The sequence below is a fragment of the Pseudomonas sp. Sample_10 genome (assembly GCF_004321495.1).
In the GTDB taxonomy this organism is placed as follows: domain Bacteria; phylum Pseudomonadota; class Gammaproteobacteria; order Pseudomonadales; family Pseudomonadaceae; genus Aquipseudomonas.
Genome location: NZ_RCOE01000220.1, coordinates 189,909 through 205,647, shown reverse-complemented (window position 1 = coordinate 205,647; position 15,739 = coordinate 189,909). Strand labels below are relative to the sequence as shown.

The following is a 15,739-nucleotide window of genomic DNA, read 5'->3' as shown; positions in this document are numbered from 1 at the left end:
TCGTTGCGATCAACAAGGACGAAGAAGCGCCGATCTTCCAGGTGGCCGATTACGGCTTGGTGGCGGACTTGTTCGAAGCCATCCCTGAGCTGGAGAAGCTGGTCTAATCCGGCCGCTTCACTTATAAAGAGCCCGACCGTTTGGTCGGGCTTTTTTTTTGTATTTTTGTCCTGTAGAAGCGAGCCTGTCGAATCGTCGCACCGTCGCGATGGACGTCAACGATGACGTGGCGATCCTGGATACACGCGGTGCATTTGAGACCATCGCGAGCGGGCTCGCTCCTACAGGATATAAACGGTCTTAACTGGAGTGCATTGCCATGGATCTGCGTCTCGCGTGGAGTTTGCTGGGTTTGGCGCTGTTGCCCACGCTGTCCGTAGCAGCAGGCAAGTGCGAGCGCCTGGTTGTGACCGGTAGCCCCGATGCGCCGCCGTATCTGTGGCAAGACCCGGAAAACCCCAAGCATCTGATCGGCGCAAGTGTCGATCTTTTGCAGCAAGTGGCAGGGGAGTTGGGCATCAAGGTCGAGGTGCTTTACGCCGGCAAACGTTCACAGGCGCTGGATGAAGTTCGCAGTGGTCGCATGGATATGCTGGCCGACGCTCCATTGACAGTCAGTGAACTGGAGTCCCTGGATTACATTCATCCACCCTTGCTGGAAAACGATTATCTGGTCTGGACCCGCAAAGATTCGCCACTGGTCTACAACGACGTGCAGGACCTGCAAGGGCATCCTGGCGCTTTGTCGGAAAAGTCTCGCTTGACCCAGGCTTTTGGCACATTTGCCGAGCAGAAATTGACGCTTACCCGCACAGCCAATTTGACTCAGGCCTTTCAAAAACTACTGCTGGGCGAGGTGGAATTTGTCCTGGCCGGACGTTACTCCGGCATGGCGATGGCGCAGACATTGGGCATGGCCAACGACCTGATCGGCCGAGCGCAACCGGTCGACAGACCCGGGCTGTTTCTGGCGGTTTCCCATAACTCGGCATGCAACGATCCCTGGTTGCGCGGACAGCTGGCCAAAAAGATGACAGAATTGCCCGCGTCCGGGCTGACGGAGGCTGTGCTGTTGCGCAATATCGAGCGCTGGAACGCTCAACGTTCTCAACGGCAGAAACAACCTGTCAGCGCCCCAAAACTGTAGGGATTTTTAGTGAGTATTCGACCTCTTTTCGCTGCCCTGGCCATTCTGGCTCTGGCGGGTTGTGCAGCCGATCCGGCGCCGAATGAACAAATGCGCCTCACCGAACAGGCGCTCGAACAAGCCAAGGCTGTGGGCGCAACGGCCGACGACGTGCCGGAAATGAAACTGGCGCAAGACAAGTTCAAGCGAGCCAAGGGCAGCATGGACGACCAGTCCTACAAGAATGCGCGGATGCGGGCCGAGCAGGCCGAACTGGATGCGCGTCTGGCTGAGGCTCGGGTCTTGACCCTCAAGAGCGAGGAACAGTTGGACGTACTCAACACCCGCATCACTCGTCTGCGCAAGCAGTTGGGAGATGCCCAATGAACCTCAAGTCAACAGTGCTCGGTGGTTTGATTCTGGCTGGATGCGCGAGCCTCTACGGTTGCGCCGGTCAGCACAGCGAGGCGGCGTTGCAGCAGGCCGGTAGCGATTTCCAGAAGGTCAAGGAAGACTCCAATGTGCTGCGAATCGCGCCCAAGGATGTGATTCGTGCCGGTGAATCCCTGGCACGTGCCGACCGTCTGTCCACTTACTGGGGCAGTGGTTCTGACGTGGTGCATTACGCGTATCTGAGCCAGCGCTACAGCGAAATTGCCCGCGAGCACACCAATCAGGTGCTTAACGAAGAGCGCGCAGCCAAGCTCGAACTGGAGCGTCAGCGTCTGCAATTGGCCTTGCGCGAATCCAAGCTGCTCAGTGTGCAGCAGCAGGGCAAATGGCTTGAAGAGCAGATCGTGGCCTTGGCCACGACGCAGACTGACCGTGGCCTGGTGATGACCCTGGGCGATGTGCTGTTCGATACCGGTCAGGCAGAGCTGAAGAGCTCCGCCAACCGCGTAGTGTTGAAGATCGTGCAGTTCCTGCAGCTCAACCCAAAACGCGTCGTGCGCATCGAAGGCTATGCCGACAGTACCGGCGGCAAACAGGAAAACCTCAAGCTGTCCCGTGACCGTGCGCAATCGGTCGCTGATGTGTTGATGGACCTGGGCATCGATGACAAACGGATCAAAGTCGAAGGTTATGGCGATGAATACCCGGTAGATGCGAACGCCTCCGAAAGGGGCCGTGCGCAGAACCGCAGGGTGGAAATTGTGTTCTCCGACGAAAAGGGCCAGCTCGGCGCCGCCCGCTAAAGGGTTGCGTTACTGGAAAGCCCGGCCTGCCAGACAGCGCCGGGTTTTTTTATGCCTGCCAGATACCCCGCAAAAACAGTACAGTTTTTGCTGACACTGCACTGTACTGTCGACTATTGTGACAACTGTCCCAGTACACTTCCAAACTGTTCCGGTATTGTTTCACACAAGAATAAAATGCCCGTGAAATCGAGTGCTGCGTCATGACCAATCTCTTGCTCTACCAACGTATTGCTCAACAGCTGGCAGAAGACATCCGCCGTGGTGTCTATCAACCCGGCGAGCGCGTGCCTTCGGTGCGCAAGATGAGCTCGCAGCTCAATGTCAGCCATGCCACGGTTTTGCAGGCGTACGCCAATCTCGAGGATCAGGGCCTGATCCGCGCCCGACCGCAGTCCGGTTACTACGTGCACCAGACGCCGGCCCTGACCGCGCCAACCCCGGATATCGCCCGGGTCGAGCGTCCGGGTCTGGTTACGCGCAGCAGTATCATCCAGCAGGTGTTGGTCGAATCGCGCCGCGAAGGTGTGTTCCCTTTGGGCGCCGCCGTGCCGAGTGTCGATTATCTGCCGGTACGGGCACTGCATCAGCAATTGGCCAAAGTCACCCGATTCCATAGTCCTCGCGCGTTCAGCTACATGTTCAGTCCCGGTTTCGAACCGTTACGCCGACAGGTGGCAATCCGCATGCGCGATGCCGGTGTGGTGGTCGATCCTTCGGAAGTGGTTATCACCCACGGTTGCGTTGACGCCTTGCAGATGTCTCTGCGGGTGCTGACCCGGCCCGGCGATCTGATTGCCGCCGAGTCACCGACTTACTACGGTCTGTTGCAATTGGCCGACCTGCTGGGCCTCAAAGTCATCGAAATCCCTAGCGACCCGTCCACCGGCATGAGTCTCGAGGCCCTGCAACTGGCGGCCAACCAATGGTCGATCAAGGCCCTGGTACTGACCACCCGCCTGAGTAATCCGCTCGGTGGCACCATGCCCGAGGAGCGGCAGAAGCAGCTGCTGCGCCTGGCGTCGGACTTCGATATCCAGATTGTCGAGGATGATATCTACGGCGAATTGATGTTCGAACAGGGGCGCACCAAATCCCTCAAGGCCTATGACCGCCTGGATCGGGTGATCTACTGTTCGAGTTTCTCCAAGACCCTGTCACCGGGCGTGCGCATTGGCTGGATGATCGCTGGCAAGTACCAACAGGAAATTCAGCGGTTGCAGACGTTCAGCACCCACTCGGCCTGCAGCGTCACGCAGATGGGCATTGCCGCTTATCTGGAAAATGGCGGTTACGACCGCCATTTGCGCTACATCCGCCAGGAGTACCGCAAGAACCTCAGCGCCTTCCAGCTCGCGGTGCAGCAGCACTTCCCCGAGGGCACGCAAATGACGCGGCCGACGGGCGGCTTCATTTTGTGGGTGAGTCTGCCAGGGCGGGTCAACACCCAGGAATTGCACGTGCGTGCGTTGCAGCAAGGCATCAGCATCGCGCCGGGGCTGATTTTCAGTAACACCGAGCAATTCAATCACTGTATCCGTCTCAACTGCGGGATCCCGTGGAACCGCGAGGCCGAGCGCGCATTGATGACCCTGGGCATGCTGGCCACACAGCTTTGCCAGGAGATGGCCGGCGGCTTTTGATGTGGCGGGCAGGTTAATCCTGCCCACGCTTGTCATGGCGCCTGCAACAGGAGAGCATATGGCCCCGCTGTCGATTGCGCGATGTGCGCCGTTGGATCCATGAAATCGATTTTTTCTACCACCTGTTTGTTGATCTGCCTGTTCATCAGCGCTCAGCCGGTATTCGTTCTGGCCGCTTCTGTTCAAGAAAAGCCGGCAGCGAGCACTTCAACGAAAAAAGCGGCGCCCGCGAAAAAAACTGCACCGGTCCAGAAGAAAACGGCGGCGGTGAAAAAGCGCCCGCCGATTGCATCCAAGTCGAAACAGGCCAGTGAAGTGGTGAAAACCCAACTTCCTTCAGCCAACCTGGATCTAAGCCTGCCCAAGGATATGGTTGAGGAGCTTGATCCCGTCGGCACTGTGCCGTTGCCTAAGCGCGAACCTGTGTTACCACAAATGTTCGGTGACAAAAGCAGCCAGTTCCAGCTCAACGGTCGTTTGATCAGTAACGAAATGCAGTTGCAATTGCGTAATGAAGTACGCCATGAAGTCGACGGCGCGGCGCTGGAGTTTGAGTTCAAGCGATAAGTCGACTCTATTCGCAACCCGCAGGGCAGACGCTTTGTCGGAGACTGGGCAGTCACGCCTCCGTTCGGGTAAAAACCCATGGACGGGTAATTTAAAACAACTGTTTTAGCGGTTACTCTGTGCGCCGTCCTTTTATACATTGCTCGTCGTGAGGTGCTTGTCGTCATGAAATGCCGTGAGGGCTGTGGCGCTTGTTGCATTGCCCCTTCCATCAGTTCGCCGATTCCCGGAATGCCTCAAGGCAAAGCCGCCGGTGAGCGCTGCCTGCAATTGTCTGCCGACAATCTGTGCAATATTTTCGGCAAACCGGAGCGCCCGGCCGTGTGTTCGGCCTTCGAGGCCGACGTTGAGGTGTGTGGCAGCAGCAGTGAGGAAGCGATCAGGCTGATTGGCTGGTGGGAGCAGATGACGGCGGCGTAATGTGTCAACGAACGGAATTTCAACAATAAGGAATAACATTATGGGTTCGCTGCATCGTATCGCTGTGCTGTGTGGTTTGACGGCTGTATTGGCCACCTCGGTTGCACAGGCCGAAGATTGGAAAGTCGCCAAGAACGAAGACGGCATCAAGGTCTCCCTGAGTGAAGTGGCGGGTTCCGACTACAAGGCCTACCAGGGTGTGACCCTGATGAAGACCACAATGGCCAAGTTGCGCGCGCTGCAGGAAGACGTACCGGGTGCCTGCGCCTGGATTCACGAGTGCAAGAGCCAGAAGTTGCTCAAGCACGAAGGCGATCAGAGCTGGACCTACACCCAATTCAATACGCCATGGCCGGTGACCCCGCGTGACTCGGTGTTGCATGTCACCACCATCGAAGGTGCCGATGGCAGCCTGACCCGCAAGCTCGAGGGCGTGCCAACCTATCTTCCTGAAGAAAAAGGCTTTGTGCGCGTCGCCAGGATCGACGGTTTCTGGAAATTCGTTCCCAAGGGTGATCAGATCGAAGTGACCTACCAGGTGCACACCGAGCCGGGAGGCAGCGTTCCATCGATGGTAGCGAACAAGTTCGTAGTGGACGCGCCGTTCAATACGCTGAAAAATCTCAAGGCCCGCGCCGAGAAGTAAAACGCGGCGCTTGCTGTCGCCGATCTACAGGGGGGGGCGCCGAGCCCAAAAACGGCGGCCACCTCAACACCTGTAGGAGCACGACTTGCCGGCGATGACGGCGGCGTATTCAACATCTTTAGTTACTGACATTCCGCCATCGCCAGCAAGCTGTGCTCCTACAGGGGGTTTGCGCCGAGCCCAAAAACGGCGGCCACCTCAACACCTGTAGGAGCACGGCTTGCCGGCGATGACGGCGGCACGTTCAATATCCATGATGCCTGACACTCCGCCATCCCCAGCAAGCTGTGCTCCTACAGGAAATACGTCATTAGCCCGTCAGTCGCCATTGCAGCCTGCATTCAGCTCGAAACCTTTATTGTGTTTCCAGATATGCGTTGCACAAAATTTTCACAACGCCTCCAAGACAATTCGCCCGCGTCGAAATGACAGAAGAGTAATCAATGGCATTGCCGCCGTTGATCGTGCAACATTTGCGCACCGCGCAAGCCCCGGAGCCAGGAATTGGCCAAAAGAGGGCAAGGCGCCGCTGTACTTTGAAACTTCAACTTCCAATGGGTCCTAAAACGACATGGCAATCCCGGACGCCCTGAGTCAGCAGCGAGCTTCGAGTCGCCTGCTGCAACCGACCGTCAAATCGCATCTGGCCTACACGCTGCTGTGCGCCTTGGTGATGATGGTGATGTTTTCCGCATTGCGCCTTGCGCTGCTGGTCTACAACCGCGAAATGATCCTCGATACACCGGCCTCGACCTTTGTCGAAGCGTTCTCCAACGGTCTGCGTTTCGACCTGCGGCTGGTGGTCTACCTCAGTATCCCGTTGATCCTGGCGCTGTTCAGTGCGCGGGCCATGGCTGCACGCGGGTTCTTTCGTCTATGGCTGACCATTGCGTCCAGCATTGCGTTGTTCCTGGGCCTGATGGAGATGGACTTCTACCGAGAGTTCCACCAGCGCCTCAACGGCCTGGTCTTCCAGTACGTGAAGGAAGACCCGAAAACCGTGATGAGCATGCTCTGGTATGGTTTTCCGGTGGTTCGCTACCTGTTGGCCTGGGCCGTTGGCACCTGGCTCCTGAGCCTGGCGTTCAAGGGCGCGGACCGGGCGACCCGGCCTCGTGGCCCGTTCAGCGGCGGCAGCATCAGTACGCGCCAGGTTGCACCTTGGTACGCACGCCTCATGGTCTTCGTGGTCTGCCTGCTGATCTGCGTGGTCGCAGCCCGTGGCACCTTGCGCCAAGGCCCGCCGATGCGCTGGGGCGATGTGTACACCACCGACTCCAACTTCGCCAACCAATTGGGCCTCAACGGCACGCTTTCCCTGGTGGCGGCGGCGAAGAGCCGCATGTCCGAGGATCGCGACAACATCTGGAAAGCCACGTTGCCGCAACCCATGGCGCAGCAGACCGTGCGCGACATGCTGGTGATGAAGGACGACAAACTGGTGGATGGCGAAACCGCCGCCGTACGTCGTGATTACACGCCGCCAACCGACAAGACCCTGCCGATCAAGAACGTCGTCGTGATCCTGATGGAAAGCATGGCCGGTCATTCGGTGGGTGCCTTGGGCGCCCCGGGCAACATCACGCCTTACCTCGACAAATTGTCGAAGGAAGGCCTGTTGTTCGACCGCTTCTTCTCCAACGGTACCCACACTCACCAGGGCATGTTTGCCACCATGGCGTGCTTCCCCAACCTGCCGGGTTTCGAATACCTGATGCAGACCCCGGAAGGCAGCCACAAGTTGTCGGGCTTGCCGCAGTTGCTCAGCGCTCGTGACTACGACGACGTTTATGTCTACAACGGTGACTTCGCCTGGGATAACCAGTCAGGGTTCTTCAGCAACCAGGGCATGACCAACTTCATCGGGCGTAACGACTTCGTCAACCCGGTGTTCTCCGATCCGACGTGGGGCGTGTCTGACCAGGACATGTTCGACCGTGGTCTGGTTGAACTGAAAGCCCGGGACGGCAAGGACAAGAAGCCGTTCTATGCGTTACTGCAAACCCTGTCCAACCACACCCCTTACGCCTTGCCAACGCCATTGCCGGTCGAACCCGTTACTGATCGTGGCAGCCTGAACGAGCACCTGACCGCCATGCGTTACTCGGACTGGGCGTTGGGTCAGTTCTTTGAGCAGGCGCGCAAAGAGCCGTACTTCAAGGAAACCCTGTTCGTCGTCGTTGGCGACCACGGGTTTGGCAACGAGCGGCAGATCACCGAGATGGACCTGGGGCGCTTCAACGTACCGATGCTGCTGATTGCCCCTGGCATCCAGGAAAAGTTCGGCACGCTGAGCCACACAGTGGGTACGCAAATCGACATCGTACCGACCATCATGGGGCGTCTCGGTGGCGAAGTGCGTCATCAGTGCTGGGGCCGCGACCTGCTCAACCTGCCTGAAGGTGACACCGGTTTTGGCGTGATCAAGCCGTCCGGCAGTGAACAGACCACGGCCATCATCACGGCTGACCAGATTCTGGTATTGCCGAAGGACAAGGACATGGCGCCGAAGATGTATCAGTACGAACTGGGCGCCAAACCGCGCGCCGAGGTTATACCGGATGCACCACGCACCGCCGAGTTGAAGACCAAGCTGGAAGCGTTCCTGCAGACAGCGACCAAAAGCCTGATCGATAACACGGCTGGTGTGGTGGACGGCACGCCGGACTAAACGCTGACGCAATAAAAAAGAGGCCTTGGAAAAGGCCTCTTTTTTTTGCCGATTAAATCGTCATATCTTTCCGAGTAACAACAGAATAATGATCACCACCAACACCACGCCGATGATACCGGACGGGCCATAACCCCAACTTCTGGAGTGCGGGAAGACCGGCAGACCACCGATCAGTAACAAAATCAGAATGATGAGTAGAATTGTGCCCATGTCTGTTTCCTTGCTGTAAGAGTTCAGGAATGACTTTGCCGTTATCAGTCAGCGGGAATGCCATTAATTCGAGCCGCTTAAAACTTCCGACCATGGCGCTTGAAAGAAAATTCCAAGTTTTTTTGCTGTTTTTCGAAACAAAGCCAATTCCAATTCTTTTTAGTTAGTTGATGCAGCCCTTCCGACGGTTTGCTCATGCCATTCAGCAATCTGATGGAGCGTGGGTCGCGCAATATCCTTCGCTACACTCGACGCATCTTCCCCGGAACAACAAGGCTGTTTGCTATGCAAAATCGCATGATGATCACTGGTGCAGGCTCTGGCCTGGGTCGCGAAATCGCGCTGCGCTGGGCGCGTGAAGGCTGGCAGCTGGCCTTGTCGGACGTCAGTGAGCCCGGCCTGCAGGAAACCCTGAAACAGGTACGCGAAGCGGGCGGCGACGGTTTCATCCAGCGTTGCGATGTCCGCGATTACAGCCAGCTGACTGCGTTCGCCCAGGCTTGCGAAGAGAAACTCGGTGGCATCGATGTCATTGTCAACAACGCAGGCGTGGCGTCGGGTGGGTTCTTCAGCGAACTGTCCCTCGAGGACTGGGACTGGCAGATCGCGATAAACCTCATGGGTGTGGTCAAGGGCTGCAAGGCATTCCTGCCACTGCTGGAAAAAAGCAAAGGCAAGATCATCAACATAGCGTCGATGGCAGCGTTGATGCAAGGCCCGGCCATGAGCAACTACAACGTGGCCAAGGCGGGTGTGGTGGCATTGTCCGAGAGTCTGCTGATCGAACTGGCTCAACAGGAAGTCGGCGTGCACGTGGTATGTCCGTCATTCTTCCAGACCAACTTGCTGGACTCTTTCCGTGGTCCGACCCCGGCCATGAAAGCCCAGGTTGGCAAGTTGCTGGAAAGTTCGCCGATCAGCGCCGCTGACATCGCCGACTACATCTATCAGCAAGTCGGTGCCGGCGAATTCATGATTCTGCCCCACGAGCAGGGTCGTATGGCCTGGGCACTGAAGCAGAAGAACCCGCAATTGCTCTACAACGAAATGACGCTGATGGCTGACAAGATGCGCGCCAAGGCCAAGCAAACCGCAGGCTGAACTTGCCGGCGAGCGATGGCATCGTTAGGGTGGCCGCCATCGGCCACTCTCATGAGACGTTCGCATGCTCAACTATCTGTGGTTCTTCCTGGCCGCGCTGTTCGAAATCGCCGGTTGCTTCGCCTTCTGGATGTGGTTGCGCCAGGGTAAAAGCGCCTGGTGGATCGTGCCGGCGCTGCTCAGCCTGACGTTGTTCGCCCTGTTGCTGACCCGCATTGAATCGACCTATGCCGGTCGTGCCTATGCCGCCTACGGTGGCATCTACATCATCGCCTCGATCGGCTGGCTGGCGGTGGTTGAACGGATTCGTCCGCTGGGCTCGGACTGGCTCGGGGTGGCGTTATGCGTGATTGGCGCCAGCATCATCCTGTTCGGCCCGCGATTTTCCGCCTCCTGAAACGGGCCTTGCTTTGCGCTGCACTGTAAGACGTTTCCGTCAGTGTGTTGGCCGCTGGCTGTAGGTTCAGTCTGGATTGCCGCTACTGCCTTGAAGGCCCGGCCTGCGCCGGGCATCTTCAAGGTTCGGTAAACCTGAAAGGACCAAGGCCATGCTTGTACTCAGCCGCGTAGTGGGCGAATTGATTTCCATCGGCGACAACATTTCCATACGCGTCGTCGCCGTCAACGGCAATAACGTGCGTTTCGGTGTCGAAGCGCCGAGAGAGGTCAATGTGCATCGCTCGGAGGTCTACGAGCGCATCAAGCGCAAGCTGCCCAAACAGAAAAAATCAGTCGAATAGATGTTTGGGCACGTCGTGCTTGAGCATGAGCTGGCATTGCTCGCTTTCTGGGTCGAAGACGATCAGCGCCTGGCCCTTGGTCAATGCCTGGCGGACCCGCAATACGCGGGTCTCCAGGGGCGTGTCATCACCATTGTCGGTACCGTCACGGGTCACGAAATCCTCGATCAGGCGGGTGAGGGTGTCGACTTCAAGTTGGTCGTGGGGGATCAGCATAGGCACCTCGGATCAATCAATGGCGCGATGCTACGGCGGTTGGCAACACATCACCAGCAGGAGCTGCTGCAGGATCGCTAATTGTCGTTGCGCTGTCCCACCAGGCTGTCCACTGACGGCACCCGCGTATCGCTTTCCATCTGGGTGTCGTGCTCGATCTGATGACTGAAGCGGTCAAGTGACCCCGTGGCGGGTTGGGCATCGCTGGCGAAGACCGGTGGGCTGAGGATGTAGGCACCGAGCAGGCGACTCAGGGCCGCAAGGCTGTCGATGTGGGTGCGTTCGTAGCCATGGGTCGCGTCGCAGCCGAAGGCGAGCAGGGCGGTGCGGATGTCATGCCCCGCGGTGACTGCCGAGTGCGCATCGCTGAAGTAATAGCGGAACAGGTCACGGCGTACGGGCAAGTCGTTATCGCTGGCCAGGCGCAACAAATGTCGTGACAAATGGTAGTCGTAAGGTCCGCCCGAATCCTGCATCGCGATGCTCACGGCGTGTTCGCTGGAGTGCTGGCCCGGGGCGACCGGTGCGATGTCGATGCCGACGAATTCGCTGACGTCCCACGGCAATGCCGCCGCCGCGCCGCTGCCGGTCTCTTCGGTGATGGTGAACAGCGGATGACAGTCGATCAGCAATTCTTCACCGCTGTCGACGATGGCTTTCAACGCCGCCAGCAGCGCCGCTACTCCGGCCTTGTCATCGAGGTGGCGGGCGCTGATGTGACCGCTTTCGGTGAATTCCGGCAATGGGTCGAAGGCGACGAAATCGCCGACGCTGATGCCCAGCGAATCACAATCGGCACGCGTCGCGCAGTAGGCGTCGAGGCGCAGTTCGACGTGATCCCAACTGATCGGCATTTCATCCACGGCCGTATTGAAGGCGTGCCCGGATGCCATCAAGGGCAACACGCTACCGCGAATCACGCCGTTGTCGGTGAACAGGCTGACCCGGCTGCCTTCGGCAAAACGGCTGGACCAGCACCCGACCGGGGCCAGGGTCAGGCGACCGTTATCCTTGATGGCCCGTACCGCCGCGCCGATGGTGTCCAGGTGCGCGGATACGGCGCGGTCGGGGCTGTTTTTCTTGCCCTTGAGGGTCGCGCGGATGGTGCCGCGTCGAGTCATTTCGAAGGGAATGCCCAGCTCTTCCAGGCGTTCGGCGACGTAGCGCACGATGGTGTCGGTGAACCCGGTGGGGCTGGGAATGGCGAGCATTTCCAGCAGGACTTTTTGCAGGTACGTCAGGTCGGGTTCTGGGTATTTGATGGTCATGGAAACTCCTGATGGGGTGAGCACTGATCGTTCCCACGCTCTGTGTGGGAACGCCTCAACGGACGCTCTGCGTTCGGCTCTTCGGGACGCAGAGCGTCCCGGGCTGCATTCCCACGCAGAGCGTGGGAACGATCATGAACGAGGCCTAGACTGCCGGCTGACTATGCGGAAACAGCAAATCCACAAAGCGCTCGGCCGTCGGTTGCGGCTCATGGTTGGCCAGCCCGGCGCGTTCATTGGCTTCGATAAATACGTAGTCAGGCTGATCGGCGGCGGTCACCAGCAGATCCAGGCCGACCACCGGAATATCCAGCGCCCGGGCGGCTCGTACGGCAGCGTCCACCAGGGTCGGGTGCAGAATCGCGGTGACGTCCTCGAGAATGCCGCCGGTGTGCAGATTTGCCGTACGCCGCACGAACAGATGTTCGCCCGCCGGCAGGATGCTGCTGTAGTCGTAACCGGCAGCATTCAACGTGCGTTGGGTTTCCTGGTCGAGGGGGATTTTGCTTTCGCCGTCGGTAGCCGCTTGACGGCGTCGGCTCTGGGCTTCGATCAATTCGCCGATGGAATGTTGTCCATCGCCCACCACTTCCGCCGGTCTGCGAATGGCCGCCGCCACCACGTCAAAGCCGATCACCAGGATGCGCAGATCAAGACCCTCATGGAAGCTTTCCAACAACACACGATTGTCGAACTGGCGCGCTGACTCGATGGCTTGCTGGACGTCCTCGATGCTCTGCAAATCCACCGCCACGCCCTGGCCCTGTTCGCCGTCCAACGGCTTGACCACCACTCGATGGTGTTCGTCGAGGAACGCCAGGTTGTCATCGGCATTGCCCGCCAGTTGCTGAGCCGGCAAGTTCAAGCCGGCAGCCTTGAGCACTTTGTGAGTCAGGCTTTTGTCCTGGCACAGGCTCATGCTGATGGCGCTGGTCAGGTCGCTGAGCGATTCCCGGCAGCGAACCCGACGCCCGCCGTGGCTGAGGGTGAACATCCCGGCATCGGCGTCATCCACTTGCACATCGATGCCGCGGCGATGCGCTTCCTCGACAATGATCCGCGCATACGGATTGAAGGCCACCTCTGGCCCCGGCCCGAGAAACAGCGGCTGGTTGATGCCGTTCTTGCGCTTGATGGCGAAGGTCGACAGGTTGCGAAAACCGAGCTTGGCGTAGAGGCTTTTCGCCTGGCGATTGTCGTGCAACACCGACAAGTCGAGATAACTCAGCCCACGGCTCATGAAGTGTTCGATCAAATGCCGCACCAGCACCTCACCGACGCCAGGCCGCGAACAGCGCGGATCGACCGCCAGGCACCATAGGCTGCTGCCGTTTTCCGGATCGTTGAAAGCCGTGTGATGATTGAGCCCCATCACGCTGCCGATCACCGCGCCGCTGTCGTCATCTTCAGCCAGCCAATACACCGGCCCGCCGTCATGTCGTGGGGTCAGCAAGGTCGGATCGACGGGCAACATGCCGCGTGACTGATACAGCTGATTGATCGCATTCCAGTCGGCTTCGGTCTGCGCACGGCGGATGCGAAAACCGCGAAACACCCGGGTGGCCTGACGGTAGTCACTGAACCACAGGCGCAAGGTGTCGGACGGGTCGAGGAACAACTGGGTCGGTTCCAACCCCAATATTTGCTGGGGGGCGGCAACGTACAGGGCAATGTCGCGCTCGCCGGGCTGTTCGTTGAGCAGTTCTTTGGCGAGGCTGGCCGGATCGGCAAAGGTATGGCCGATCAACAGGCGACCCCAGCCGCAATGCACGGCAATCGGCTCGCCGCCCAGTGCGCTGCCGTCTTCGGCCAGGCGCGCCTGCAAGCGTTCGTAGGAGGGCGCCTGACCGCGCAACAAGCGTTGGCTGTAAGCCGTGGCGTGAGGTTTCATCGATCAGATTCCTTGTTCACTGAGCCACAGGTTCAGGGCCGCCAGTTGCCACAGTTTGGAGCCGCGCAGCGGGGTCAGTTGCCCTTGCGGGTCGGTCAGCAGGCGGTCGAGCATGGCCGGGTTGAACAGGCCGCGATCCTGGCTGGGATCGAGCAACAGTTCGCGCACCCATTCCAGCGTGTCACCCTGCAAATGCTTGAGACCCGGCACCGGGAAGTAGCCTTTCTTGCGGTCGATCACTTCACTGGGGATCACCAACCGCGCGGCTTCCTTGAGCACTTGCTTGCCACCGTCCGGCAACTTGAATTTGCCCGGTACGCGAGCCGACAACTCCACCAGGCGATAGTCGAGAAACGGCGTACGCGCTTCCAGGCCCCAGGCCATGGTCATGTTGTCGACGCGCTTGACCGGGTCGTCCACCAGCATCACCGTGCTATCCAGACGCAGGGCTTTGTCGACGGCCGCGTCGGCGCCAGGTTGTGCGAAATGTTGCTTCACGAAGTCGCCGGCAGCGTCGTTCGCGGTCAGCCATTTCGGCTGCACGGTGGCGGCGTAGTCGTCGTAACTGCGATCGAAAAACGCCTCGCGATAAGCGGCGTATGGATCACTGGCGCCATCCACCTGTGGATACCAGTGATAACCGGCGAACAGTTCGTCGGCGCCCTGGCCGCTTTGCACCACTTTGCAATGCTTGGCCACTTCCCGGGACAGCAGGTAGAAGGCGATGCAATCGTGGCTGACCATCGGCTCGCTCATCGCGCGGAACGCGGCGGGCAGTTGCTCGATGATCTCTTTTTCGTCGATGCGCAGTTGATGATGCTGGGTGCCGTAGTGCTTGGCGATCAGGTCCGAATACTGGAATTCGTCACCGCGTTCGCCTCCGGCATCCTGGAAACCGATGGAAAACGTCGACAGGTTTTCTACCCCGACTTCGCGCAACAAGCCCACCAGCATGCTCGAGTCGACACCACCCGAAAGCAGCACGCCAACGTCCACCGCTGCCCGTTGGCGAATCGCTACCGCCTCGCGGGTGCTGTCGAGCACGCGATCGCGCCAGTCTTCGAGTGTCAGACTCATCTCATCGGCGTGTGGGCCGTAGGGCAAGGTCCACCAGGTTTTCTGCTCGGTGCTGCCATCGGGTTCGATGCGCATCCAGCTGGCCGGCGGCAGTTTTTCGATGCCTGCCAGCAACGTGCGTGGCGCCGGGACCACCGCGTGGAAATTCAAATAATGATTGAGCGCCACCGGGTCAAGGATCGGGTTGATGTCTCCCCCCTTGAGCAGCGCCGGCAATGCCGAGGCAAAGCGCAGGCGCTGGCCGGTGCGCGACAGATACAACGGTTTCACGCCAAGGCGATCGCGGGCAATGAACAGGCGTTGCGCATCGCGCTCCCAGATGGCAAAGGCAAACATGCCGTTGAGTTTCGGCAGCAGAGCCTCACCCCAGGCGTGAAAGCCCTTGAGCAGCACTTCGGTGTCGCCACCGGAATAGAAGGCATAACCAAGGCCTTCCAGCTCCGCACGCAATTCCGGGTAGTTGTAGATGGCGCCGTTGAAGGCCAGCGACAAGCCCAGTTGGTTGTCGATCATCGGCTGCGCAGAGCCGTCCGACAGGTCCATGATTTTCAGGCGTCTGTGGCCCAGGGCAATCGGCCCTTGGCTATGGAAACCCCAGGCATCAGGACCGCGTGGTGCCAGGTGATGGGTGATTCGCTCTACGGCTGCAAGGTCTGCAGGTTGATTGTCAAAACGTAACTCGCCAGCTAATCCGCACATAAATTCCTTACCGGTTTTTCCGTTGGGGAGGGTGAAACGCTACCGCGCCAAAACAGCGGGTACTCAGAAACTGACCCGCTCGGATTTCAGTAGTTTTAGATCGATACGTTATAAGTGGCGGCTGTCGGACGAATGGCTCCTACCTGAAACGGCTTGTGCCAGTGGCAGTAGATATTGCTACGAAGCATAGGAATACTTGCTCGGACGCCACGGGATGAGCCCTGATATTCGAATTATCATTTGCCCGTTGAGCGCCGTAGGCTGA

The 15,739-nt window shown here is 58.9% G+C and carries 16 protein-coding genes and 1 pseudogene; 12 read left to right on the top strand and 5 right to left on the bottom strand.

Annotated elements, in window-relative coordinates; genetic code table 11:
* The 9 genes and pseudogenes from D8U18_RS22360 to D8U18_RS22320 form a co-directional block, all read left to right on the top strand.
* Positions 1-107: pseudogene (locus D8U18_RS22360) on the top strand (electron transfer flavoprotein subunit alpha/FixB family protein); the annotation flags it as partial.
* Positions 108-319: 212 nt separating this feature from the next.
* Entirely contained in the window at positions 320-1,147 is an 828-nt protein-coding gene (locus tag D8U18_RS22355) for a transporter substrate-binding domain-containing protein (RefSeq protein WP_056856492.1), read from the top strand.
* Between the two features lie 9 nt (positions 1,148-1,156).
* Positions 1,157-1,513: a DUF4398 domain-containing protein gene (locus D8U18_RS22350; protein ID WP_056856491.1), complete on the top strand. Its 357-nt coding sequence runs from the start codon at positions 1,157-1,159 to the stop codon at positions 1,511-1,513.
* Positions 1,510-2,322: an OmpA family protein gene (locus tag D8U18_RS22345; protein WP_130904416.1), complete on the top strand. Its 813-nt coding sequence runs from the start codon at positions 1,510-1,512 to the stop codon at positions 2,320-2,322. The genes D8U18_RS22350 and D8U18_RS22345 overlap by 4 nt, the downstream gene beginning before the upstream one ends.
* A gap of 203 nt (positions 2,323-2,525) precedes the next feature.
* Entirely contained in the window at positions 2,526-3,965 is a 1,440-nt protein-coding gene (locus D8U18_RS22340) for a PLP-dependent aminotransferase family protein (protein ID WP_056856489.1), read from the top strand.
* Positions 3,966-4,064: 99 nt separating this feature from the next.
* A complete protein-coding gene (locus D8U18_RS22335) occupies positions 4,065-4,532 on the top strand; it encodes a hypothetical protein (protein ID WP_056856894.1) in 468 nt (155 codons plus the stop codon).
* Between the two features lie 165 nt (positions 4,533-4,697).
* A complete protein-coding gene (locus D8U18_RS22330) occupies positions 4,698-4,952 on the top strand; it encodes a YkgJ family cysteine cluster protein (RefSeq protein WP_130904160.1) in 255 nt (84 codons plus the stop codon).
* Positions 4,953-4,992: 40 nt separating this feature from the next.
* Positions 4,993-5,598 carry an START domain-containing protein gene (locus D8U18_RS22325; protein ID WP_130907336.1) on the top strand — a complete coding sequence of 202 codons (606 nt, stop codon included), beginning with the start codon at positions 4,993-4,995 and terminating at the stop codon, positions 5,596-5,598.
* 571 nt (positions 5,599-6,169) lie between these two features.
* Positions 6,170-8,269, top strand: coding sequence for an LTA synthase family protein (locus D8U18_RS22320; RefSeq protein WP_056856486.1), 2,100 nt, complete (start codon positions 6,170-6,172; stop codon positions 8,267-8,269).
* A gap of 60 nt (positions 8,270-8,329) precedes the next feature.
* Here D8U18_RS22320 and D8U18_RS22315 read toward each other — a convergent pair whose 3' ends face one another.
* Positions 8,330-8,482: a DUF3309 family protein gene (locus D8U18_RS22315; protein WP_130904157.1), complete on the bottom strand. Its 153-nt coding sequence runs from the start codon at positions 8,480-8,482 to the stop codon at positions 8,330-8,332.
* A 285-nt stretch (positions 8,483-8,767) separates the two neighbouring features.
* Between D8U18_RS22315 and D8U18_RS22310 the strand changes: the two genes are divergently transcribed.
* From D8U18_RS22310 to csrA, 3 genes are all read left to right on the top strand, one after another.
* A complete protein-coding gene (locus tag D8U18_RS22310) occupies positions 8,768-9,583 on the top strand; it encodes an SDR family oxidoreductase (protein ID WP_056856485.1) in 816 nt (271 codons plus the stop codon).
* Between the two features lie 64 nt (positions 9,584-9,647).
* Entirely contained in the window at positions 9,648-9,980 is a 333-nt protein-coding gene (locus tag D8U18_RS22305) for a YnfA family protein (protein ID WP_130904156.1), read from the top strand.
* A 151-nt stretch (positions 9,981-10,131) separates the two neighbouring features.
* Positions 10,132-10,323, top strand: coding sequence for a carbon storage regulator CsrA (gene csrA / locus D8U18_RS22300; protein WP_056856483.1), 192 nt, complete (start codon positions 10,132-10,134; stop codon positions 10,321-10,323).
* Here the strand turns inward: csrA and D8U18_RS22295 are convergent.
* The 4 genes from D8U18_RS22295 to D8U18_RS22280 form a co-directional block, all read right to left on the bottom strand.
* On the bottom strand, positions 10,312-10,539 hold the full coding sequence (locus D8U18_RS22295) for a YheU family protein (RefSeq protein ID WP_003199186.1): 228 nt from the start codon (positions 10,537-10,539) through the stop codon (positions 10,312-10,314). The two genes, csrA and D8U18_RS22295, sit on opposite strands and share 12 nt — an antisense overlap.
* A 77-nt stretch (positions 10,540-10,616) precedes the next feature.
* A complete protein-coding gene (locus tag D8U18_RS22290; protein WP_130904155.1) occupies positions 10,617-11,807 on the bottom strand; it encodes an osmoprotectant NAGGN system M42 family peptidase in 1,191 nt (396 codons plus the stop codon).
* Between the two features lie 145 nt (positions 11,808-11,952).
* Entirely contained in the window at positions 11,953-13,698 is a 1,746-nt protein-coding gene (gene ngg, locus D8U18_RS22285) for an N-acetylglutaminylglutamine synthetase (protein WP_131108419.1), read from the bottom strand.
* A 3-nt stretch (positions 13,699-13,701) separates the two neighbouring features.
* Positions 13,702-15,474 (bottom strand): N-acetylglutaminylglutamine amidotransferase, encoded by a 1,773-nt coding sequence (locus tag D8U18_RS22280; protein ID WP_056856480.1) that lies wholly within the window; start codon positions 15,472-15,474, stop codon positions 13,702-13,704.
* Between the last annotated feature and the right edge of the window lie 265 nt (positions 15,475-15,739).